22 protein-coding genes are annotated in these 24,128 nt (G+C 38.4%); 10 read left to right on the top strand and 12 right to left on the bottom strand.

Features of this window, described 5'->3' with window-relative positions:
• Positions 1-37: 37 nt before the first annotated feature.
• From tilS to IQ226_RS14390, 4 genes are read right to left on the bottom strand one after another with little or no spacing between them, the layout of a single operon-like run.
• Complete coding sequence (gene tilS / locus IQ226_RS14405) at positions 38-1,090, bottom strand: tRNA lysidine(34) synthetase TilS (RefSeq protein ID WP_193896408.1); 1,053 nt, start codon at positions 1,088-1,090, stop codon at positions 38-40.
• On the bottom strand, positions 1,087-2,094 hold the full coding sequence (locus IQ226_RS14400; protein ID WP_193896407.1) for a serine/threonine-protein kinase: 1,008 nt from the start codon (positions 2,092-2,094) through the stop codon (positions 1,087-1,089). Before IQ226_RS14400 ends, tilS begins: the two co-directional genes overlap by 4 nt.
• A 55-nt stretch (positions 2,095-2,149) precedes the next feature.
• Positions 2,150-3,655: an ABC transporter substrate-binding protein gene (locus IQ226_RS14395; RefSeq protein WP_193896406.1), complete on the bottom strand. Its 1,506-nt coding sequence runs from the start codon at positions 3,653-3,655 to the stop codon at positions 2,150-2,152.
• A gap of 20 nt (positions 3,656-3,675) precedes the next feature.
• Positions 3,676-4,998, bottom strand: a complete 1,323-nt coding sequence (locus IQ226_RS14390; protein ID WP_193896405.1) for an NB-ARC domain-containing protein — start codon at positions 4,996-4,998, stop codon at positions 3,676-3,678.
• Positions 4,999-5,171: 173 nt separating this feature from the next.
• On the opposite strand from IQ226_RS14390, the gene IQ226_RS14385 reads away from it, so the two are divergent.
• Positions 5,172-5,342 carry a hypothetical protein gene (locus IQ226_RS14385; protein WP_193896404.1) on the top strand — a complete coding sequence of 57 codons (171 nt, stop codon included), beginning with the start codon at positions 5,172-5,174 and terminating at the stop codon, positions 5,340-5,342.
• Between the two features lie 11 nt (positions 5,343-5,353).
• Here the strand turns inward: IQ226_RS14385 and IQ226_RS14380 are convergent, their stop codons facing one another.
• Complete coding sequence (locus IQ226_RS14380) at positions 5,354-6,388, bottom strand: LuxR C-terminal-related transcriptional regulator (protein WP_193896403.1); 1,035 nt, start codon at positions 6,386-6,388, stop codon at positions 5,354-5,356.
• A 369-nt stretch (positions 6,389-6,757) separates the two neighbouring features.
• Between IQ226_RS14380 and IQ226_RS14375 the strand changes: the two genes are divergently transcribed.
• From IQ226_RS14375 to IQ226_RS14355, 5 genes are all read left to right on the top strand, one after another.
• A complete protein-coding gene (locus tag IQ226_RS14375) occupies positions 6,758-7,501 on the top strand; it encodes an outer membrane protein (RefSeq protein WP_193896402.1) in 744 nt (247 codons plus the stop codon).
• A gap of 238 nt (positions 7,502-7,739) precedes the next feature.
• The gene (locus tag IQ226_RS14370) at positions 7,740-8,252 is read left to right on the top strand and encodes a hypothetical protein (protein ID WP_193896401.1); all 513 of its coding nucleotides are present in this window, start codon (positions 7,740-7,742) and stop codon (positions 8,250-8,252) included.
• The gene (locus IQ226_RS14365; RefSeq protein WP_228039446.1) at positions 8,249-8,983 is read left to right on the top strand and encodes an SHOCT domain-containing protein; all 735 of its coding nucleotides are present in this window, start codon (positions 8,249-8,251) and stop codon (positions 8,981-8,983) included. The genes IQ226_RS14370 and IQ226_RS14365 overlap by 4 nt, the downstream gene beginning before the upstream one ends.
• Positions 8,984-9,108: 125 nt before the next feature.
• Positions 9,109-9,456 carry a hypothetical protein gene (locus IQ226_RS14360; RefSeq protein WP_193896400.1) on the top strand — a complete coding sequence of 116 codons (348 nt, stop codon included), beginning with the start codon at positions 9,109-9,111 and terminating at the stop codon, positions 9,454-9,456.
• A 177-nt stretch (positions 9,457-9,633) separates the two neighbouring features.
• The gene (locus IQ226_RS14355) at positions 9,634-10,236 is read left to right on the top strand and encodes a hypothetical protein (RefSeq protein WP_193896398.1); all 603 of its coding nucleotides are present in this window, start codon (positions 9,634-9,636) and stop codon (positions 10,234-10,236) included.
• A 227-nt stretch (positions 10,237-10,463) separates the two neighbouring features.
• Here the strand turns inward: IQ226_RS14355 and devC are convergent, their stop codons facing one another.
• The 4 genes from devC to hemL form a co-directional block, all read right to left on the bottom strand.
• Positions 10,464-11,639, bottom strand: coding sequence for an ABC transporter permease DevC (devC, locus tag IQ226_RS14350; protein ID WP_193896396.1), 1,176 nt, complete (start codon positions 11,637-11,639; stop codon positions 10,464-10,466).
• A gap of 304 nt (positions 11,640-11,943) precedes the next feature.
• Positions 11,944-13,161: an ABC exporter membrane fusion protein gene (locus IQ226_RS14345; protein WP_193896394.1), complete on the bottom strand. Its 1,218-nt coding sequence runs from the start codon at positions 13,159-13,161 to the stop codon at positions 11,944-11,946.
• 388 nt (positions 13,162-13,549) lie between these two features.
• The gene (locus IQ226_RS14340) at positions 13,550-15,157 is read right to left on the bottom strand and encodes a serine/threonine-protein kinase (protein WP_193896392.1); all 1,608 of its coding nucleotides are present in this window, start codon (positions 15,155-15,157) and stop codon (positions 13,550-13,552) included.
• Between the two features lie 126 nt (positions 15,158-15,283).
• Positions 15,284-16,582: a glutamate-1-semialdehyde 2,1-aminomutase gene (gene hemL / locus IQ226_RS14335; RefSeq protein ID WP_193896390.1), complete on the bottom strand. Its 1,299-nt coding sequence runs from the start codon at positions 16,580-16,582 to the stop codon at positions 15,284-15,286.
• Between the two features lie 137 nt (positions 16,583-16,719).
• Between hemL and hisIE the strand changes: the two genes are divergently transcribed.
• Both hisIE and IQ226_RS14325 read left to right on the top strand, forming a co-directional pair.
• A complete protein-coding gene (hisIE, locus tag IQ226_RS14330; protein ID WP_193896388.1) occupies positions 16,720-17,370 on the top strand; it encodes a bifunctional phosphoribosyl-AMP cyclohydrolase/phosphoribosyl-ATP diphosphatase HisIE in 651 nt (216 codons plus the stop codon).
• A 680-nt stretch (positions 17,371-18,050) separates the two neighbouring features.
• On the top strand, positions 18,051-18,251 hold the full coding sequence (locus tag IQ226_RS14325; RefSeq protein WP_193896386.1) for a hypothetical protein: 201 nt from the start codon (positions 18,051-18,053) through the stop codon (positions 18,249-18,251).
• A 204-nt stretch (positions 18,252-18,455) separates the two neighbouring features.
• On the opposite strand, the gene IQ226_RS14320 is transcribed toward IQ226_RS14325, so the two are convergent.
• Both IQ226_RS14320 and IQ226_RS14315 read right to left on the bottom strand, forming a co-directional pair.
• Positions 18,456-18,908, bottom strand: a complete 453-nt coding sequence (locus IQ226_RS14320) for a hypothetical protein (protein WP_193896384.1) — start codon at positions 18,906-18,908, stop codon at positions 18,456-18,458.
• 66 nt (positions 18,909-18,974) lie between these two features.
• Positions 18,975-19,667, bottom strand: coding sequence for a hypothetical protein (locus IQ226_RS14315; protein ID WP_193896382.1), 693 nt, complete (start codon positions 19,665-19,667; stop codon positions 18,975-18,977).
• 271 nt (positions 19,668-19,938) lie between these two features.
• On the opposite strand from IQ226_RS14315, the gene acs reads away from it, so the two are divergent.
• Both acs and IQ226_RS14305 read left to right on the top strand, forming a co-directional pair.
• Positions 19,939-21,909 (top strand): acetate--CoA ligase, encoded by a 1,971-nt coding sequence (gene acs / locus IQ226_RS14310; RefSeq protein WP_193896380.1) that lies wholly within the window; start codon positions 19,939-19,941, stop codon positions 21,907-21,909.
• A 1,001-nt stretch (positions 21,910-22,910) separates the two neighbouring features.
• Complete coding sequence (locus IQ226_RS14305) at positions 22,911-23,780, top strand: branched-chain amino acid ABC transporter permease (RefSeq protein ID WP_193896378.1); 870 nt, start codon at positions 22,911-22,913, stop codon at positions 23,778-23,780.
• A 21-nt stretch (positions 23,781-23,801) separates the two neighbouring features.
• On the opposite strand, the gene psaX is transcribed toward IQ226_RS14305, so the two are convergent.
• Positions 23,802-23,921: a photosystem I protein PsaX gene (gene psaX, locus IQ226_RS14300; RefSeq protein WP_027404674.1), complete on the bottom strand. Its 120-nt coding sequence runs from the start codon at positions 23,919-23,921 to the stop codon at positions 23,802-23,804.
• Between the last annotated feature and the right edge of the window lie 207 nt (positions 23,922-24,128).

The raw sequence follows: 24,128 nt of genomic DNA, 5'->3' as shown, positions 1-24,128 counted from the left end.
ATATGAGTCTCAAGCCCTGATGATCTCGTTGAAAAAATCATAACTCCGTTCCCGTAGCGTCTCCGAAGGAGAAACTCCGTTCGCGTAGCGTCTCCGAAGGAGAAACTCCTAACACCGAACTCAGGTTAATCCAGTCACCTTGGACTATGGCTGTCAAACCACCGGGGAAAGGATCTGTTTGGGAACGATTGGGGGCTGTAATTAGGGCTGTGAGTTTTTCAATATGTTCAAAGTTGGGTGCATGGGGAAGTATTTCTTGGAGGATCTGACGCATGACTCGACGTTGCACTGCTAGGGGTGCTTTTTGTAATACGCGCCTATTAATTTGTAAATTATCTTTATCACCCTTTGCTGAGGCTTCTAGCCGCCAATGAAGGGCTGTTTCTTCAAGAAATTCTACCTCTGCTTGCAGGAGTTCTGCTGTTTGGGCTAGGTTTCCTTCTACTTGGGGGTTGAAATTTTCTTTGAGATATGGAATTAGTTGTTTGCGAATGCGGTTGCGGGGATGTTTGAGGTTTTGATTGGTGGAGTCTTCCCATATTGGTAAGTTAAATTTTTGGCAGAACTGTTCTGTTTGGGAACGGGTGATTTCAAGGAGTGGACGGATTAGGGTAATATTTTCGGTGAGTGGACGTTGCCAAGTTAGGGCTTGCAAACCATCTGTGCCAGTACCACGAATTAAATTGTATAGTAAGGTTTCGGCGCGATCGCTGGCGGTATGTCCGGTAATAATATATTGATAGTTATAAGACTGGGCGATTTTTGCTAAGGCTTGATATCGCCAATTTCTGGCTGTGGCTTCACTTTTGACGGGTTGATTGGCTGTTTCTAAATAAAAGGGTTTGTGCCAAGTTTTTGCTAAATTGGCGACGTGGTGAGCATTAGCTTGGGAGTCTTCGCGCCAACAATGATCACAATGGGCTATGGCTATGTTCCATTCCCATTTGGGTTGTAAGTCTAATAGTAATTTAATTAAACAGAGGGAATCTTGTCCACCGGATACTGCAACTAATAGACGTTGTTTGGGTGGGAATAGATGACGGGCGTGGATAGTACGATGTATTTGGGCGTGGAGGGGTGTCCATGTCATGATAGATATTTAATCCAAGGGAAAACAAGAAAACTACTAATCACACATAAAACAACGACGAAGAGAACTTTTAAGCCTATATCTAATGTAACTCCCATAGCTAGTAAAGTCAGGAAAAGGAAATTAAGAGCAAGGCTGAAGAAAATGATTGGCATAGGGAATATAACTTTTTTCTCACCATCTTTAATTCTTTGAATGATTTGCAAAATCTCTTGTGTATTTTGTGGTCTACTTTTTCGGTTATTATCCATTAAATAATCAATTAAGTTTTTAAATTCTTCAGAAATTTCTGGTGCTTTATCTTGCCATAATAACCTTCCCCGTGCATCTTTTAGAAAGTTGTCGTATCCAGGATAAATACCTGTGAGTAAGTGAAGAAATGTACGCCCTAATGAGAAAAAATCAGACGTATAGTCCACTTGGTTTCCAGCTTCTTGTTCTGGTGAATTATAGCCTGGTGTTCCTACTATTGTCGCAGGAATAGTTTGCTTTTGAGTTTTTTGGATAAATTCCTTAACAATCCCAAAATCAATTAATACTAATTGACTATCAGGTTTTAGCATTATGTTACCTGGCTTAATATCTCGGTGTAAATAGTTTTGAGCATGAACATGAGACAAAATATGAATCAATTGTTCTAACCATTCAAGGGCTTGTTTTGTATTAGCAATTTTGTTATTTTGTTCCAGCCATTTACCCAAATCCTGTCCGGCAATTTTTTCCATCACTAAACCATGCAAAATTTCTTGGGTGTGAGGACAGCCAAATATAGTATAACCATCCACTTGAACATGAGGAATTCCTGGATGATTTAATTTTCTTAATACATCACATTCTTGTGCAAAAAGTTCAAATAGTTTTGGCCGATATTGAGTTAGAATTTTCATGACTTTATGATCATTTGTAAAACTATCTTTTACTTCAAAAGTCTTACCAAAACCACCATCTCCTAATTCTTTAAGGATATGATAACGATTATTAATAATATCTCCAGGCTCAATCATAGTTCTCTCTCTGTTGTGTTAATAAAGTGCTAATTTACTTCAATAGTTTATTATTTTATGGACAATTTAACTTACTTGTATCATAGTCAATTGGCACAAACATAGCTCCATATGTCGAACATTTATTAGGGACAACACGGACTAGTTGTGAAGTGTTTTCTTTCCTATCTCCATCCTGATCAAAAGAAATCTGTCCTGATGCTCCTTCCAGCACCTGCAAGTTAGTTAATTGCTGCCGTATATCCAATCTTTGTTTTTTCAAAGAATCATTTATAGACACTTTTTCTAGAGCCTTTGCCAAAACTAAAGTAGCATCATAAAATATCCCGCTTTGAGCATTTATATTACTGGTTCCCCAGATTCGTTTAGCTGTGGAAACAACCTCTTGATTGGGACTGTTTAAAGGATGCCAAGGAATGACTATTGAAAGGTTTTTAACAATATTTTTTTTGTTGAGTATTTGTTCATCATACAGAACCAATTGTCCTGCCATTGGTAGTTGATCTGCATTGACATCAATCAGGCTTAAAGTATTTGTGAAACTTTTGGGACTAACTCGACCATCGGGAATAAGAATCAGTGCTTTAGCTCCTTGCTGTTTAACTTCATTTAAGGTACTATCAGGAATAAAACCAGAGATAGATACATCTTTTTCAATTATCTTATTTATACCTAATTGGTTGCGGAACTCTTCAAAAGCAGATTTACTAAAAGTGCTGCTTGGTGTGTAAAAAATAGCTACTTTTTCTGCATTAGCCAATTGGAATAATTTCAACTTATTAATTAATATAGGAACCTGAAACTTAACACTAGGGGCAGTCCGAAATAAAAAATTTGGTGAGAATTTCCTACCAGATAAAATATGTTCTCTGGCAGCCGTAGCAGAAGACATAATAATTACTTGTTCCTGTTGATAAACAGGTAAAGCTTCTTTAGCGACTTCAGATGCATAATGTCCGATAACTGCAACTATGTCCTCTTTCGAGAGCAGATATTTTGCTAAATTATTAACCTTTTGAGGGTCATTTGCATCATTAGCAATAATAATTTTCAGACCAGGATGTTTTATTTCCTTGTTAAAATCTTCTTGAACCTGAGCCGCGCCTCTTAACAAAGCTTCTGCTATGCCTGTACCTCTAGAATCCTGATTAATAGGAACAACAACAGCAATAGTGTAACTTTTTCTACCTTTTTCTTGCATTAATTTGGCGTTATTGAGATAGATTAGAGTTTCGGGGTTATTTTGATCCTTTTTTCTCGCCTTCTCGAAAAAATTGATAGCATCTTTAAAGTTACCTTTTTGAAAAGAATAAACAGCACTTTTAAAGTCACTAGATAGAGATTTATACTCTGGAAAAAGACTTTCCTCACCACAAGACAAATTATCCTTTAAAGCAAAGTTTTCACACCAATTTTCAGAAAGGTCAGAAAAAATATCTCTGAAGAACTGCGGATTAAAAATCAAATATACCCATAAAACAATACTAAGTATCAAGATTATTGACAATAAACGTTTAGCTAATATAGGGTATCTGAGGATTCTTCTAGGAAAATTTATCATGTCAGTATCCTTTTAAGTGATTAAATTTCTCGATAACGGTTTTTAATGTACTTGGTAAGTAAACGATGAACAACGCCAAAAGTTGGTAACTTTTGGCTATCATTCTTTTCGACTAACCCAGTTCTACATAATTTATCCATAGATTGACTAATTTTTGCTTGGGAAATAGAAGGGAACAATTGATAAAGTTCAGGGAGTGATATTGGTTCTGTTTCATGAGCTAATTGTCGTATAATATTGATTTCTATATTTAATAACCGAGAAAAATGTTTATCAAATATGTCAGTTATGGCATCGTGAACGAACAATGTTCCTTTCAGGAATTCATAAATTTGACCATTATGATATGTTTGAATATATGGAGCAGCCAATTCTAAAGCTAATGGATATCCTTGATATTCTTCAATCAGTTTTTCTATTCCCTGATCTGACAACTGAAAATTCCTCAACAGATATTGAGAATATTGAGTGTCTCGACTGTTTAAACCAGTTAAGGTTAATTCTCTAACTCTGAATTTGTCGGCAATATCCATTTGCCGATGTATTTCTAAACCGATAAATACTACGCAGCTTTGATGTTCTAATTCTGAAACAGACCTTAAAAATCTTCCATAGTTATCATAGTTGATTTCTCGTTGATCTGCTGATATTTCATTAGTTATCATTAGTTGTTCCCAATGATCAAAAATCAGTAAGCAACGATGTTGTTTCAAGAAAGAAATTAGGCTAAGAATTTTTTGGGATATATTTTTTTTATTTGCAGTTGTTTCTGAATTATTAACGAAAAAATATGATTCTATATGAGTTAAAAAGTCTTCCAATAAAGCGGGATATTTAAAATTCTTCCAAATGACATAATCAAACTTATCTTTAACTTTGTCAACAAACTTTCTTAATAGTAGTGTTTTCCCAATTCCACCCATACCCAAAACACCCACCAAGGCACAGTGTTCTGTAACTATCCATGTTTCTAATTTAGATAATTCCTGCTCACGTCCATAGACATCTTGAAGATTTGGTGCTTCTTCTAGATCTAACCGTAATGAATTGTTTTCTGGATCTTTTTCACCACCTGGATGCTCTAAAAGTCGTGAAAGAGTTAACAAGCAATTCTTTTTGCTAACTGTCCTACCCGTAACCTGACTGAGGTATTGGAATAACTCAGGACCGGTATTATTTTTGATGGTGTCAACAGCATAACCGAGATTCTCCATATTGGCATAGGCGATATTTTGCAAAGAATATTCTAAAATCGCCTCTTGACAATCACTCAAGTTCAAATCTATTGCTTTCTCACGCTTTACCCAATCCTTCAGTCCTCTAATTATCTGTTTCGCATCCATAGTCTAGTTTTCCCCTGATATCCTGTTGTGGATTGTATCTTAATTTGCCATAACTTTATTAGTTTTATTAGTTTTATTAGTTTTATTAACTAAAACACTGGTTAACAATTAGTATTTACAATCACACTGACCTTCGAGATACTTGGTTGTGTAAGGACAAAAAAGAGGGTGATATGAATAGTATTGATAATTCACTAATTTCACTGTCAGAGCTTGCGAACATCAATGGACAAGAGCATATTTTGCAGTCATTCTCAGTACAATTACTGAAAAAAGGAAATATTTGGTTTATGCAGGATCATCAAGGAGATGAGAATGATGATCCTATAGTTCCTCCTAATTAATTGAGCGGATATTATTTGTCTAGAGAATTAATAATTCTCATCGCTTCTAACTTGCAACTTTCTAATTCTGGTAATTTACAATGGGCTTTTTTAAGTTCTTGATCATGGGAATAAAATTCTAGGAAACTTCGCCATGATTCTCTAGCAGCTTGCTGATTTCCTTGTGCTGCTTGGACTTGTGCTAATAAGCAATAAGCTGGAGTATAATTGCTGTCTAACTCCAGACAGATAAGTAAATGCTGGTGTGCTTGTTCATAGGAATTTTGCTGAAAATATGCCCAAGCAAGATTTTTGTGTAATGCTAATTTCACTGTATTATCTTTTACATTTGATAAAATGGGTTCAATCATTTCCACCGCATCTGCACTATTTCCTTGGGTAATTTGCAACCGAGCCAAGTTATTAATAGCAGCATCAGCAGCACGATTTTGATATCTAGTGGCAATTTGATAGTGATGACAAGCCCCATCTAAATTATCTAACTTTTCATAACTTGCTCCCAGATTATAGTGAGCAGAACCATAGTTTTGGTTTAATTCAACTGCTAATTCTAGATAAGATGCAGCAATTGCAAAATCATTGTTTAGATAGCTTTCATGTCCTAACTTATTTAGAGATCTAGCAATTTCTTTTTTTTCTTTTTCACTGAAATCAATACGTCTTAGCACTTTTTTAAATTCCTCTGGAACAGGTTTATTAATTGATAGTAGATACAAGATAGATTTAGTAATATCTTCACTATCTTTATCTACTGCTTTTTCTAGTTCTTTTGTTAATTTAGATGAACTATCAGTTAATAACTCTGGTTTGTATTTAGCAAACAATACAACTAAGTCTGAGCGTTTGTAACGACGATGATCAGCCGATTCATTCTTCGGTTTAAATTCATCACATATTCTTTCAACATATTTTCTGACAGATACTTCTGAAATGTTCATGGCTTCAGCTATAGCCGGATCTGTGTGGCCTGCAAGTATTTTCTGCAATACATTTTTGCGGTTTTCTGTGAGGTTATCAAATATGCGATTAAACTCTTGTTGATTCATTTTCGGTTTAAGTTGCATCAGTTATATATTCACTATTGTGACTATTTTACAGTAATTTACAATCAAATATCAAGTATTCTCTGTCACTATTACGACTTTGGCAGGTATGAAATTTACGTAAGTGATATGAAAATCCCCATCTCTCTCATGAGGTTGACATCTGTAAGCAAATATGTCACATTATAGTCAAAGATTATGTCACAAAAATAAAATTCTGTGACATAGTTGGGGGGAAGAAATGCTTTGATAACGAAGGCTCGTCAGATTCAGGAAAGGCCTTGCTGGTATCCCAGCTAAGGTCAATTTTACACAGTCTCTAACTCAGAATAATTTAGTTTTTCAGGTTGAAAATCAAGGTTTACCTACATCATGAATAAAAATTTGTGCCTTTCTGTAGTGGCTCTATTGGCTACTTTCTCCACTACCTCTGCTCAAGCTGAGGAAGTTTCTATGAAAGCTGCCGATTTAATGCCAAATAGTTCTTTGTTACCTACTAGCAAGGAGTCCAAATCATCTAATTTAGTAGCTCAGAATAATGATCCTCTTATGAATTTGACTGATTCTAAATTGCCTGAAAGTAACTACTTTTATATTAGTGGAAGTGTTGGTATTGCTTCACCAAGCGATTATAAAAGTAAAATTGACTCAGAGACTATTGGGACAGTAGGATTGGATTCTGCTTTGCAATGGAGCATAGCCGGGGGTTATCAATGGCCACAAGCTCGTGCAGAACTAGAAATTGCTAGTAGTTCTTTTGGTATAAATAAGTTTGATTTTTTAGGCACTCCTGTCTCAGTTGATGGTAATGTCACCGCAACGACTGTTATGGTAAATGGCTACTACGATATTAGAACTCGCTCTAAATTCCGTCCCTACCTTGGTGCTGGTATAGGTGTTGGTTCTATTAGCAATGACCTTAATAGTGAAATTGAAACCTCCCTTGCATATCAAGCAAAGGTAGGTGTTTCCTATGAAATTGCAAAGAAAGGTAATGCCTTCGCTGAAATCAAATACGTTGGTATAAGCAATTACAAAAATCCTAATATTGAGGGTTTGGAAAAAGAACTTCCCGGTTCTTTTGGTGTGATTGTCGGATATCGGCGAGGTTTTTAATCGTTAATTGCATATAGAGCCTCCCGGTTCTTTTGGTGTGAGTGTCGGATATCGGCAAGGTTTTTAATCGTTAATTGCATATTGTGGGGTGGATTCAGATTCACCCTACAAATTTTATTCTATTCATCAAAATCTTTGCATAGGTATTTTTTATTTTGCACACAAACAAATTGAATAATAAACCGCAGGTAAATACAGGTTAAATATAGGTCTCCTAAAAAAATGAGGTATCAAAGATATGAATTTTAAGCAGACTATTTCTGTCTTAGTTTCAGTTGTAGGAATGGGTTTATTTGGGATGAAATCTGTAGAGGCTAAAACCGCTTTCACAAAAGCATCTTTTACTACAGATTCTACACAAAATACTCAATCTTTATCATTCAAAATTGCCCAAATAACAGAAGCTAGTTACCCTCTTTATGGCTCATGGACATTAACATATAGTGTCAATGGAACTGTTTATAAAGGTTATCTAATTATGAGAGGGTATTACGGAGATTTAAGAGTTAGTTACTTTGATCCTGAGATAAGAAAGAAAGCGACTATAGATCAAAGAATGAAACTGATGTCTTCATCACAGGGATTGGTTTTATTAGGATATAACCCTGTTTATGCTGGAACGTCTATTTCACATCCTACTTATGCTGCTGATAACTTTGTATTTGCAGTTCAGCCTGATGGTTCATTAGTGGCTGCTACTTGTGATGATGAAAAGCGGTGTTCGTCTGTTGATATGGAATTTTTGAAATGAAATTCAAGGAAAATAATACCACATCTAAGGAAATCATGAAGAATAAATTTAGAGTTTTATTGGTCATATTTTTTGTCAATTTTGTAGCAGTTAATCCAGCAGTTGCTATAGAAAAAAATCCTGTTTTTCTTCCTCAGAAAACTAGAATTATATTTCAGCCTGAAATGAAAGTAGCACAAGGCATAGGATCTAGAGTTATTAAGCTGCGTCTAGCGGATTCTGGCGTATCAGTTGGTAGCATTTTATTTCATGGAGTTGCTGGATTAATCCAAAAAAAATCAACTGATTGGGTGCGGTTAGAAATCAATGGAAATCAAGTCAGAGTAGTACATACAACCAGAACAACTAATGCATTCACTCAGTTTCCTAAATGGTGGGATCATCCGGTGAGAAAAATTGCTTTTAAACCTGATTCTTGCACGGTAGATAATGTCCAAAAAACAGGTGAATCTAATATAGAAAGCCAACTGAGAGAATCAAAAAAATTGTACGAGTCTAAACTAATAACAGAACAAGAGTATCAAGATCGGCGCAATAAAATTCTTAGTCAAATAGATGCAAATCAAAATCAAACTACTGTGACTAATTCAGATTGTGTTGTAGTTAAAGAAGATGGAATTATCCAACTCAAGGATATTGCTTTATTAACTCAAGGAGTATTTAACATCGAATATTTAGAAAGTGGTGAATGGAAATATGCCGCTTTTAGAGTACCAGCCAAAGAATATTAGAGGATGTTTTAAAAGTTTATGGCTAACGCCACGCTACGCGAACGTGGACTAATAAAAAATTAAGGGTTCTGAACCCACGAAGGTGGGTTTTGTCTGTGTAGAACACAGATGAAACTCTAAGATCAATGAATGCAGCGACACAAACAGTGTATTTAATATCCCATAGAGATATGCCTCCAGAAATGTCGTATTTAGGTTCAAAGGAGATTCGAGAAGTTTTGCAAGTTGCTTTAAGAGCAACCATTTCTCGCAATGATAAAGTTGTAAAAAGCACAAATATGGTATTGAAAGGATATCCAGGCGTTGAATTACTAGTGCAATATGCCGATGGTACTCAAGGACAATATCAAGGATATTTAGTGCGACGACGATTTTATATATTGGGAGCTGTAACTTCTAATGAATTAACTACAGAAGTGGCTAATTTTTTCGATTCTTTTAGAGTTTATCCGACTCGGATTGTTAGTTATTAGAATTACTGATTTTGTACCAATAATCGGTGTTGCTGAGTAAAAGTATGATTTTATTTCACGCAGAGGCGCAGAGAGTAAAAGTGTGAGAGATGGAATTTTCGACTTTTATACCCCAATTCACCAATGCCAAACATTCTAGAAGTCCTATTACCTATTTAGATAAATGAGAGGTCAAATATGCAAACCGTAACTATCAACATTGCAGGACGTGGAACTCCTCTTGCAGATGGAACAACATCGTCTCGAGGTCATATGTGGTATTCGTTAACAGATATCAGTGGCAGTGCTAAAAGCTATGGATTTGCGCCAGACGAACAACACCACGGTTCGCCTTTTGCTCCAGGCAAGGTTTATACCAGCGATAACACCAACTACCAGAGCCGCGAATACTCTAAAACTATAGAGATCACGCAAGCGCAATATGAGGTGATGAGAAATTTCGGCGATAGACCACAGGATTTCGGTTTCAGCACATCTTACAGCGTACTTAACAACAGTTGCATTGACTTTACTTGGAAAGCTCTGGAAAAGGCCGGACTGAATACCTCTGGATTTCAAGGGCATATTTGGCCAACCAGAAACATTGACGATGTGAAGAATATAGTTAATACCCGTTTTGGTGTTGATCCTCAACTAGCAATTGCCTTGGGATTGATTGATGCCAGAATCTTACGGGATGCTTCTGATATGTCAATGGATGACATCATCACCGACCTCCAAAAATCCTTTAACCAAGCCCAAACTGTCACCAGCCCCATCATTCTATACTTGAGAAGGTAATAACTTGTGTTTATACCGCTTTCTTTACAGAGGGCGGGGAAACCCCGCCTTGGTGGTAAAAACGTTATTTCATAATAGTAGAAAGGGCTATAAGTAGGTGAACAGAACAATTTAAAGGTAGTAACGGTATGTAAAGTTGTTTCGATGCGATATTTTGATTGAGTTTCCGCCATTTTACAAAACGTAATACCCCTGGTTTTTATTTTGTTCACCTACTTATATACTTCTTAAAACATATCCGCAGGATCGGCAGATTGGAGTTTGCTAGTAGCGATCGCCCCAGAAATAGCACACATAATTATAGTTAAAAGTAGGACTTGTACACCACGAATTATCGTCATATACATGGGTAAATTTGTTGCTGTTCGGGTTAGTTGGTAAAGTCCTAAAGATACGGCTACCCCTGGAAAAAATCCCAAAGCCGCTAAAATTAAAGCTTCTTCAAACACTATAGTTAGTAAATAATCATGACCATATCCGATGGCTTTGAAAGTTGCATATTCTCGCAAATGGGCATTAACATCGGTGGAAAGAACTTGGTAAACAATAATTATTCCTACGACAAATCCCATTGATACACCAAGGTTGAAAATAAACCCAATGGGGGAATTACTACTCCAAAAATTATTTTCAAATTCAATAAATTCCTGATGAGTAAGAACCTTGACATCATCTTTTAAATAAGCCTTTAATTGGGCAACAACTTGATCGGTTTGATAACCAGGTTTGATTTTAACTAAACCGATACTCACGCTACTTGTAGGCTGTCTGGCAAAGATTTGAGAAAAGTTATTGGCACTGGTAATTAAGCTCCCATCTGCCGCAAAGGAAGCACCAAGTTTAAATAAGCCACCAATAGTAATTGTATTACCATTAATTTCAGTTGTGACAGTTTTACCTTGTTGAATTTGCTGAATTGCTTGTTGATATTCTCCTCTGGCTGCTCGATCAAATAAGACTGTATTTGGTAATTTAATTTTTTGTAATTGTTGATTAATTTCCGGTAAATCAAAAGCTGGTTGATCTGGATTGATGCCAATAATTAACACTCCTGTTTCTAATCGTGTTTGGGGATTCTTCCAAATAATATGGTTACAATACATAGCTTCTGCCGATTTTACCCCTGGTACATCCATTGCTTGATAAAGTCGTCTACGAGAAAAAATAGACATACTTTGTAAACTACGAGCTTGGGGACTAATGAGAATAATATCAGCTTGTAAACTCCGATGCAATCTAGTATTACTATCATATAAAGCAGTTTGAAAACCTGACTGCATAAACATAAGAACATCGGCGAAAGCAATACCGGATACTGCTACCAATAAACGGCTTTTTTCATGGGTAAGTTGTAACCAACCTAAAGGAGTTCGTCGGCACAATTTTTGAAAAATACTAATCATAGGAACGAGGAGTCAGGAGTCAGAATAAAGAAAGAAGAAAGAATCGTGTTGAGTAATTACTAATGACTAAGAGGATGTTTGAAAAGTTTTTAATGTATAAATAAACCCCTCTCCAAACCTCTCCAGTATTAAATGTTATTCCTTTTCCCTCTCCTTTTAGGAGAGGGTTAGGGAGAGGTGCGGGGAGAGGCTTTGAAACCCCCATTCCAACTAACAAAAGTTTTTCCGCTTCCCTCCCCTTGTAGGGGAGGGGGGTTAGGTTTCTAGAGATTATCGGGTTCATCTAATACTTTTCAAACACCCTCTAAAGACTAATAATTGCCTTAACTTGCATATTGGTAAATTTGGCTGCTTGCTGACTAGAGGCTTGATTTAGTCGGATGTGGACTTTTATGATTCTGTTATCAATATTGCTGGAAGGATCTGTATTGGTGAGGTTTTGTTTTCTTACTTGTAAACCGATTCGTTCTACTTTTCCTTGTAATTCTTGAGAAAAAGTATCGCTAACTATCCGCACCTGTTTTCCTTGAATAATTTTTGTAATATCACTTTCGTAAACTTCAGCAACTACATACATCTGACTGGTTTTACCAATGTCAGCAATGCCATTATTAGAAATTAATTCTCCTGGGTGAGTGTAGATTTCAAATACTTGTCCATTTTGAGGAGATTTGACATAGGCTTTTTGAAGATTGATAGTGGCTTTTTTCACTACTGCATCTGCTCGATTTAGTTCGGCTATTGCTGCTTGTATATCTACTTTCCTAACTTCAGAAATTTGATTTAGGGTTGCGGCAGCTTCTTTGATTTTTTGTTGACCACTAAATTCCAGCTTTTTTAACTGTGACTGTGCTGCTTGAAGATTGTTTTTAGCAGTTTGTACATTCAGGTTTTTAATATCTCTTTGAGATGCGGAAATTGCCCCTGCTGTATATAATTCCTGATAACGTTTATTTTCAGTTTCAGCATTGAGTAATTCAGATTGCAATTTTTCTAAAGTTGCTTTTTGAGTATTAATATCACCTTGACTTTCGGCGGCTAATCTGTCAATGATGGCTTTTTGGGCGGTAATTTCTCCAGGTTTAGCACCTGCTTGAATTTGGGCAATTTTAGCTTTAATTATGTTTACTTCTGCCTTGGCTTCAGTTAATTCTGCCTGTAAGCGATCGCTATTATCTAAAATAGCAATTACCTGTCCTGTTTTGACCATATCCCCCTCTTTGACTAATATCTTCTCAACTCGACTTCCTTCTCCAGATATCGCTGCTGATAATTTAATCACTTCCCCTTCTGGTTCAATTCTCCCTAGTGCTGTGACGGTTTTTATCTCTGGTATGGCTACCACAGGATTGGCTGGTTTTTGATTATCTACATCCCGAAATTTGAGGACAATAAAAACACTAATACTAGCCACAGATAAAGATGCCAGCATGGCAATAGCGATTCCTGCGGAGCGCTTCCCTATCACTAATCGGAGAATAAACTGAGAAGATAATGAATCTTGTAGCTTGTGGTTTTGCACAACTGCATACCTTTCAGTGCTGTTTCAAAATTAGTTAATAAAAAATATCAGGTAGAAAACGAAATCCTGGAAAATTTCAAAATGTAGTTTCTACACTCGTAAGAATTCAGGAGTCAGGAGTATGGCTAACGCCACGCTGCGCTATCAGAATAAAGGATAAAGAACATTTTTCTTTTATCTTCCCTGTTCCCTGTTCCCTTTTTTTGTAATTTAGTCAAGTTATTGCATTACAAATGACAAATCAATTCTAAATTTTTGACAGAAACGAACATTTAGAGATAATATGCCAGAATAGAAAGTCAGATAGTTAACAGATGACAGTTTTCGTAAAATTAGTATATGTACCTCATTAATCGGCAATTTGCTATAATTTTATAAATTTCTTGAATTAAAATAAACCGCGCTTACCGTTCGGACGCACCGTTAACCAATTAATTTTAGCTACAGCCAATTGTTCATTAGTCACCTTAGCGCCAGTGAGATTAGCGCCAGACAAATTAGCTCCCCGCAGATTAGCTTGACTTAGATAAGCTTGACTGAGGTTTGCACCTCTCAGGTCTGCACCTTCCAAATCAGCATTACTAAAATAAGCCTTGCTTAAATCCGCATCTTTGAAATTTGCTTGTTGTAAACTTGCCCTACCAAAGTCAGTATTGTGAAGATTAGCCGCTTGAAAATTAGGTTTCTGAAATTGAGCAGCATGGAAATTACTGTCTGATAAGTTAGCACTAGGCACACTCAACCGGATAAAATTGTAGCCTGTAAAATCCCGTCTTCCCTTTTCATAGGCTGCCAGTAGACTTTGGGAATCTAATTTTCGTGCATAGACTGGATCATCAGCGTTATTTATATCTCTAGCTGCTGGTTTAGATGCTAATTCTCTATCCTGAATGCGTCCCTGATTGTGTCCATGTTTCCATTCTGTGTCTGCTGGTGTTGGTGTCTTGCCTTTTCTGGCTCGAATAGATGCCGCTAGTTTCGCAACACCATCATTATTACCACGAGTATAACCAATAGAATCAATCCCAGAATTTGAAGAATAATTCTGAGTAGGTACAGAGGGTTTAGAGAGTAAGCTTTGGTTTAAACTATCTAAATATGGCTCCATATCTAAAGCTGTAAGTACGTCCTGTGCGGCTTGATAGCGATTGCGCACAGATACGTCCAACATTTTTCTCAATACCTTAATGAAATGATCACTGGCTTGTACCAGATGCTCCCACATCATTTCCCCTGTGGTGGGATTGTATTCTAAGTTTTTAGGAACTTTCCCAGTCAGCAAATAAACACAAGTTACTCCCACTGCATAGATATCACTGGCGTAAACTGGACGCATCGCCATTTGTTCGGGAGGTGCAAAACCAGGAGTACCAATTGCATAGGCTGTTAAGGCTGATTGTTCGGATTGATTGGTTGTGACTTGACTGACTTTATTTTTGACAGCGCCAAAATCAATTAGTACCAATCTGGCATCTTGAGAACGACGAATTAAGTTAGCTGGCTTAATATCACGGTGAATTACCTGTTGCTCGTGGATATATTGCAGCAAGGGCATGATTTCACTTAAAAATTGCCTGACTGCGGTTTCACTATAAACTCCATTTTTTTTCACTTCTTGTTGGAGAGTAAAACCGCTGACATATTCTTGCACTAGGTAAAATTGATTGTTGTCTTCAAAATAATCTAGTAGTCTGGGTATTTGGGGATGATTACCGATTTTACCGAGAGTTTCTGCTTCTCTGGAGAATAACTCCCGTGCCATTTTTAATATGTACGGAGTTGTACTTGCTGGACGTAATTGCTTAATCACACAAGGCGGGTTACCCGGTAGACTTTGATCTACTGCTAAAAATGTTGCCCCAAAACCACCTTGACCGATGGGTTTAACTGCGCAAAAGCGATCGCGCAACAGCAATTTCGAGCCACAAGCCTGACATATTAGACTGGGGGCTGAATTTATAGGATGGGAACAAGTGGGATTTACGCAATAGCTCATGCAATGTAAACTCGCTGCGTAACAGCTTCAGGGGAATAATGAATGATGCTCTTATTACATTATGGAGGGTAATAGACAACAGGAAACAAGGAATTTATTACCCATTACCCATTACCCATTACCTATTTACAGACTAGACAGCACCTCTTTAGCAGCAGCTAATGTCTGTTCAATATCTTCGGAAGTATGTGCTAAAGAAGTAAAACCAGCTTCAAATTGAGATGGGGCTAGGTAAATACCATGTTCTAACATTCCGCGATGGAAACGACCAAATTTGCCTGTATCCGCCTTTTTGGCATCTTCATAGTTATGCACAGGCCCTGAGGTGAAAAATAGCCCAAACATGGCACTAATATGACCACCACAGGCAGCATGACCTGTATCTGAGCAGATTTTTAGCAATCCATCAGTTAACTGTTTAGTAATTTTTTCTAAATACTCATAAGTACCGGGTTTGCTGAGGAGTTCCAGGGTTTTAATTCCCGCTGTCATGGCTAAAGGATTACCAGAAAGTGTTCCAGCTTGATAAACAGGACCTGCGGGGGCAACCATTGACATAATCTCACGACGACCACCATAAGCACCGACTGGTAAACCACCACCAATGACTTTACCCATTGTAGTTAAGTCGGGGGTAACACCAAATTTGGCTTGTGCGCCACCGTAGGCAATACGGAAGCCCGTCATCACTTCATCAAATACTAATAATGCGCCGTGTTCTTGGGTAAGTTCCCGTAGTCCTTCTAGGAAACCAGCATCAGGGGTAATAAAGCCAGCGTTACCAACTACCGGTTCAAGAATCACACCGGCGATTTCCTGGGGGTTTTGTTCAAATAGGGCTTTTACGGCTTCCAAATCATTGAAAGGCGCAGTTAAGGTATTGGCGGTGACGGATTTGGGGACTCCTGGGGAGTCGGGTAAGCCCAAGGTAGCAACACCAGAACCAGCTTTGACCAAGAACATATCAGCGTGTCCGTGATAGCAGCCTTCAAATTTGATGACTTTTTCTCGATTTGTAAAGGCTCGCATCAGGCGTAATACCGCCATACAAGCTTCTGTTCCAGAGTTGACGAATCTGACCATTTCGACGCTAGGAACAGCATCAATGACCATTTCGGCTAAAACGTTTTCGAGGGTGCAGGGAGCGCCAAAACTTGTGCCTTTATCTAGGGCTGTGTGTAGTGCAGATATTACTTCTGGATGAGCATGACCACAAATAGCTGGGCCCCAAGTACCAACATAGTCAATGTATTTGTTGCCGTCTACGTCCCAAATATAAGCGCCATTGACATGATCAAATACGATGGGTTGTCCCCCGACGGATTTAAAAGCGCGAACGGGAGAACTGACTCCTCCGGGCATGAGGTTTTGAGCAGCAGCAAAGATTTCTTGTGATTTGGTGGTTTTAATTGAGGTATTGACCAAGGGTATCTCCTATTAAGTGGTGATTAAAATTGAGCTTCTATCTTAGAATAGGGTGAAAAGTTACTTGTGAATTTCTCTGGTATAGGATTAGCTGAAAATGGTATCTTGAGTCAAATAATTATTGTAAATTAACTGGTATGTCTTCTTCCCAACTGCTATCTTTCCAATCTGCTGTCCCTGTGGAAAACATTCGCTACGATGACTTGGGTTTAGTGCCGGCAATTGTCCAAGATTATTTAGATGGTACGGTGCTGATGATGGCTTGGATGAATCAGGAATCGTTACAAAAGACTTTGGATACCGGGGAAACTTGGTTTTGGAGTCGTTCTCGGCAGGAATTTTGGCATAAGGGCGCTACTTCTGGGCATATTCAGAAGGTACAAACTATTCGTTATGACTGTGATAGTGATGCTCTTTTGATAGGGGTGGAGCAATTGGGTGATATTGCTTGTCATACGGGGGAACGCAGTTGTTTTCATCAAGTTGATGGCACGGTGACAGCACCACCTGGGGATAGTTTATCACAGTTGTTTGCGGTCATCTGCGATCGCCGTGATCATCCTAATGAAGATTCCTATACCTGTAAATTATTGGCTGGTGGTGATAATAAGATATTGAAAAAGATTGGTGAGGAAAGCGCCGAGGTAGTCATGGCCTGTAAAGATGATGATGCCGATGCGATCGCTGGTGAAGTGGCAGACTTATTTTATCATACTCTTGTAGCTTTAGCACATCATCAGGTTGATTTAAAGGCAGTTTATCGCAAGTTACAGGAAAGAAGGAAATAGGCGAAATAATTAATAATTGTCTGAATCAGGATAACCAGGATTACAGGATTTACAGGATGATTTATTTTGTTGAGGAAAAGATGATATAGCAGGAGGCAGGAGGCAGAGGGCAGAAGGCAGGAGGGAAAGTCTTATCCTGTATGATTTTTAAGTTTCAGTTTGTATCTCATTCAACTGCATACCGCTATAAACATAGATTAAATAATGATTTAATGGCGTTGCTGATTTGAGGTATGAAAATTATTTTTGATGATCTCCAAACCCTTGTAGAGACGTTCCATGTAACGTCTCTACATCTAAATTCATACTTGGTTTCAGCAACGCCGATTTAATCTCTTTCAACTTTGATATCAACAGAAAATTGATCAATAACATCCTGTTAATCCTTAAATCCTGAGATATCCTGATTCTGACAAGTTCATCAACGAATATTAACTTAAATGAAATTATTTTTATTAAGATAATAAAAAAACTTAATATAACATAACCTAGTCGAGACTTTACAACTATAGGTAAGTGTAGTTATGATATTGTCTAAATCAGGATAACCAGGATTATAGGATTTACAGGATGCAATTTTTTGTCTGAATCAGGATAATTGGTCAGAAAATCCCCGTTATATAGTGGATTTAGCTTAACCGACAGAAGCCCCACGTCTCACTCTTAGGAGCGTGGGATGAATGGCGCGTGAGTTGAGTTGCGTAGCCCAAATTGTATTTGAGCGTAGCGAAAACAAAGAAGGCTACAGCGACGAAACGAACAAAATATTGATTTTATGTTATTATAAAAAAGTAGGTGTAGTCCAATTAAATGCAGAAATGCAGCCTACAAAACAAAAAACAAATCTCAAAACCAAAGAACCGTGGGGCGCACGGTCTTAAAGCTCAGTTAATGTTCTCATAGAGGAGTCACTGAGAAGCCCACACTCACCTGAAAGGGAGTGTGTGGAGTACGTCACTCAAAAGGATAGTGAGAGTCAGTTTAGAAACTATGAGAATAGTTAATAGTTTACCAGCATTAAATGAATGGTAAAAAACAAGATCCCCGACTTCTTAAAGAAGTCGGGGATATGAAACTCTCCAAAACTATACTTCCACAATTCTCGTTTCTAAATTCTTTTGACAACACTTATCTACAAAATTATTAGCTAAATCCAATAATTCTAGATCATCAATATCAATATCACTTGCTAATATATCTTTTACAGCCGATATTTTCTCATTTTCCCTAGAAATTCTTAAACATTCTTCTAAATCTACGGCTAAATCGAACAAGGATGTGTCTCCCACATATTTTCTAATTTTGATGGCGACATCATCATCGCTAACTAAAAAGTCTTTAATTGCATCAAATAAAGGATTGGATATTTCATCATCACCCCAAGTTTCTAGCCAATCACCTTCCACATCTTCTACATAAATATGAACAAAATTTAGTCCATAATTTAACCAATCTTGCTGCATATTCCGGGCTGCTGCTAACGCTTCTGTCAGGTTTTCGAGTTGAGCGCTATTATTAGTCTGTTGTTGGTTAACCATAAATGGTGTTTTCAGCGGATTAATGATGTTAGCTAGGACACAGATTTCGATTTCAACATTCGGGAATCAGGAAAAATTCATATACTTTCCCTCCGCAAGATGATCACTGTTATACAGGGCAACATTGACTAACTGATGGATAAAATCATTGTCTTGGGGGTTGTAACTTAAGAATAAGCCTCTTTCTATTTCCCACAATTGCAGTGAATTTTGCCACTTTTGATACTTGGTGTTATGAAATTCTTCACTGACACTGGTAACTTGAATACAGAGTGGTTTATTTTGATGATTGCTAACAATCAGGTCTGTCGCCATAGAAAGGTCAGCTATATAACGCCGCCAAAAACTACCTTCCCGATGAACAACATCCTGAGCTATATATTTAATGATATCACTATCAGCTTGATTAAACTCCCCCGCCATCATTTTTTTCTTCCAAATATAAAATTTGGTGTCTGTGGCATTAATCCATTTAGGGAACAGATAACCGTACCAATACCTTTCATTGGCGGTCATTTGTTCAAACTGTAATCTTTTATCTTCTTCTGAAGGTAAAGACTTAATTGCTAACCAAACCTTAGAATCCGTAATTACTTCTAATAAAAAGGCAACGACGATAGGTTTGGATATCAGTGAACCAAGCTTGATGTGTTTAATCCAACGGTTGATATCTCTTAATTTTGTGGTGAGATTTGGATCTATTTCAGCGGCTTGCTCGATTAATAAGTTGAGTTTGTCTTTAATTTCCTTGGCTTCCAAACTATACCCTATTGTAAAATACTAACATGACATCTGAGAATTTATATCCTACTAAATCGGTAAATAAGGTTGTTAAAAACATTATCATTATTTTATGTTACGGCGGACTGAACTAATTCAGCGTTAATTAATTGTCGTATTGGAGGAGGACTGGATTACCATCTCAGTAAATAATCTTTACACTTAACGCAACCTGATGAAGATCTCAAGTTTTTGGGTACAACTTCGTTAAAAATAGTTTTCAGTCACAATATTGTTTGCATCCATCATTATGTCTCAACCAACTATAGAGTCTATTTTACAGGAAAAGCGGCTATTTCCGCCTACCAGTGATTTTTCAGAAAATGCCCAGATCAAAAGTTTAGCAGATTATCAGCGTCTTTATGATCAAGCCAAAGCCGATCCTCAGCAATTTTGGGCAGATTTGGCAGAAACTGAGTTGCATTGGTTTCAAAAATGGGATACGGTGCTAGATTGGCAGCCGCCGTTTGCCAAGTGGTTTGTGAATGGGAAGATAAATATTTCTTACAACTGTCTTGACAGACATCTCACTACTTGGCGGAAAAATAAGGCGGCGTTGATTTGGGAAGGTGAACCGGGAGATTCACGGACGCTGACTTATGCTCAATTGCATCGGGAAGTCTGCCAGTTTGCGAATGTATTAAAGCAGTTGGGGGCAAAAAAAGGCGATCGCATTGGTATTTATATGCCGATGATTCCCGAAGCTGCCATTGCTATGTTAGCCTGTGCGAGAATTGGCGCACCTCACAGTGTTGTTTTCGGTGGTTTTAGTGCTGAAGCTTTGCGCGATCGCTTGAATGATGCCGAAGCCAAGTTAGTAATCACAGCCGATGGTGGTTGGCGCAAGGATGCCATTGTCCCCCTGAAAGAACAGGTAGACAAAGCTTTAGAAAATAATGCCGTTCCTAGTATTACAGATGTGTTAGTTGTCAAACGCACAAATCAAACAACACAGATGGCGGCAGGGCGTGATCATTGGTGGCACGATTTACAAAAAGGTGTGTCCGCTGATTGTCCCGCTGAACCGATGGACAGTGAAGATATGCTGTTTGTTCTCTACACTTCCGGTAGTACGGGCAAACCGAAGGGGGTAGTCCATACCACAGGCGGTTATAACTTATACAGCCATATCACCACCAAATGGATTTTTGATCTCCAAGATACAGATGTATATTGGTGTACTGCCGATGTCGGTTGGATTACGGGACACAGCTACATTGTTTATGGACCACTTTCCAACGGGGCAACGACTCTGATGTACGAAGGTGCGCCCCGTGCTTCTAATCCTGGATGTTTTTGGGATGTGATTGAGAAATACGGCGTTAATATTTTTTATACCGCACCAACAGCAATTCGCGCCTTTATCAAAATGGGTGAACACCATCCTAACAAACGTAATCTTTCTTCTCTGCGATTACTGGGAAGTGTGGGTGAACCCATTAACCCCGAAGCTTGGATGTGGTATCACAAAATCATCGGTGGTGAACGCTGTCCCATTGTGGATACTTGGTGGCAAACGGAAACTGGTGGGATTATGATTACACCTCTACCTGGGGCAATTGCCACTAAGCCCGGTTCAGCTACTCTCCCCTTCCCTGGTATTATTGCGGATGTGGTAGATTTAGATGGAAATTCTGTCCCTGATAACGAAGGTGGTTATTTAGCCATTCGTCATCCTTGGCCGGGAATGATGCGGACTGTGTACGGTGATCCTGATCGTTTCCGTCGTACCTATTGGGAACATATTCCCCCCCAAGATGGTAATTATACGTATTTTGCCGGCGATGGGGCGAGAAAAGATGAGGACGGCTATTTCTGGGTGATGGGGCGCGTGGATGATGTCCTGAATGTGTCTGGACACCGCTTAGGGACGATGGAAGTGGAATCGGCTCTGGTGTCTCATCCGGCGGTAGCTGAGGCGGCTGTTGTGGGTAAACCGGATGATTTGAAAGGTGAGGAAGTTGTGGCTTTTGTAACTTTGGAGGGAACTTATCAAGCCAGTGAGGAGTTGAGTAAGGAACTGAAGAAGCACGTTGCCAATGAGATTGGGGCGATCGCTCGTCCTGGTGAAATCAGGTTTACTGATGCTTTGCCAAAAACCCGTTCTGGCAAGATTATGCGCCGTTTGTTGCGGAATTTGGCATCAGGTCAGGAAATAGCGGGGGATACTTCGACTTTGGAAGATCGCAGTGTGTTGGATAAGTTACGGGAAGGTGCATAGTTTGAAATAGTCTCACGCAAAGGCGCAAAGGCGCAAAGTAATCTGGGGTGGGCAAAATTGCCTACCCTATATTATGGGAAGAAAATTATATCTTGAATTATGATAGGGGTATATATATAAGATTCATGGTTGTTGAGAAAGCGATCGCTCATTCAAGTCAGATCCCCGACTTCTTTAAGAAGTCGGGGATCTTGTTGTTCATAACTCATTGAGAATTGCTATATTTAGCCACCAGACTGGCTAAAAGCTTTAAATCTATTGGCTTAGAAATATACTCGTTAACACCAGCCGCAAAACAACTTTCGCGATCGCCCTTCATTGCCATAGCCGTTTGAGCAATAATCGGTATATGCCGATATTTTGGGGTTTCTCGTAATTCCCAGGAGGAAGAAAGAAGAAGGAAGAAGGAAGAAAGATTCTGTTGGATAACTGGCCTGAATGTAAGGAATGTGAATTAAATAAAGTGCAAAATTAAAAAAGTAGGGTGTGTTAGCGACAGCGTAACGCACCATTCCACATTAAATCAGAATTGCAGGTTATTAAAAAGGAATGTGAATTAAATAAAGTGCAAAATTAAAAAAGTAGGGTGTGTTAGCGACAGCGTAACGCACCATTCCACATTAAATCAGAATTGCAGGTTATTAAATTTGCGTTCCTCAGGGAGATCGTGACGTACTCCACACACTCCCTTTCAGGTGAGTGTGGGCTTCTCAGTGACTCCTCTATGAGGACATTAACTGAGCTTTAAGACCGTGCGCCCCACGGTTCTTTGGTTTTGAGATTTGTTTTTTGTTTTGTAGGCTGCATTTCTGCATTTAATTGGACTACACCTACTTTTTTATAATAACATAAAATCAATATTTTGTTCTAAAATCGCGGCAAACTTCTTTACTCTTGCCTATTATATGATTGCCTCTTGCCTTGCTATGGCGACAATTTTCAACGCCAATCTATTTAACAACTGCAAAAATTCACAATAATTTCATCGCAACTGCATATTTATGGACATTACACAATTTTCTCAATTAATTATCAATGGTATTGCTGTCGGTAGCATTATCGCCTTAGCAGCAGTAGGACTAACCTTAACCTATGGGATTTTGCGGTTGTCTAATTTTGCTCACGGTGATTTTCTCACATTAGGCGCTTATTTGACTCTTATGGTCAATGCTATGGGTCTCAATATTTGGTTATCCATGATTGTGGCTACTGTGGGAACTGTGGGAGGAATGTTACTAGCAGAAAAATTGCTCTGGTCAAAAATGCGGTCTATCCGTGCTAGTTCGACAACACTGATTATTATCTCTATCGGTCTAGCTTTATTTCTCCGCAATGGAATTATTTTTCTCTGGGGGGGTAAAAACCAAAATTATAATTTACCCGTGATTCCAGCCTTAGAATTGGGGACTTTAAAAATACCGCAAAATCAATTATTGGTATTGGGGTTAGCGATTCTGGCGATTTTATCCCTACACTACTTGCTGCAAAATACGAAAATTGGTAAGGCAATGCGGGCCGTAGCTGATGATTTAGATTTAGCTAGGGTCTCTGGTATTAATGTTGATAGAGTAATCTTGTGGACTTGGGTAATTGCTGGGACATTCACTTCTTTAGGTGGGAGTATGTATGGGCTAATTACAGCAGTGCGTCCAAATATGGGTTGGTTTTTGATTTTACCTTTGTTTGCCTCAGTGATTTTGGGGGGAATTGGCAATCCTTACGGAGCGATCGCCGCAGCCTTTATCATTGGTATTGCCCAAGAAGTTAGCACCCCCTGGCTAGGTTCACAGTACAAGCAAGGTGTAGCCCTTTTAATCATGATTTTGGTGCTGCTAATTCGCCCCAAAGGTTTATTCAAAGGCACGATTTAAACAGCACCAGTCTACTTCTAACTATTCAATGATGTGGAAGTAGTAAGCTGCTACCAAAAAGTTAATAGCCAAAAGTAACAACGCCCAACCAGTCCGGAAAGCATAGGAAGGTTTAGCAGCGGGTTTGCCTTTAGCAGTCATAAGCGGTTCTCCTAATTTAGTGACTTTTTAAGAAATAGCAAACTCACGCGCCAATTTTGCAAATTCTTTAAAAATATTTTTGTAAGGTTGGTCAGTTGTCCGTTGTCAGTTGTCCGTTGTCCGTTGTCCGTTGTCCGTTGTCCGTTGTCATTGGGAAAATTCTTTCTTCCCAACTCCCCCTACTCCCCCTACTTCCCGTCTCTTATA

The organism is Dolichospermum sp. LEGE 00240 (assembly GCF_015207875.1).
Taxonomy (GTDB): domain Bacteria; phylum Cyanobacteriota; class Cyanobacteriia; order Cyanobacteriales; family Nostocaceae; genus Dolichospermum; species Dolichospermum gracile.
This window is presented reverse-complemented; position numbering and strand designations above follow the sequence as displayed.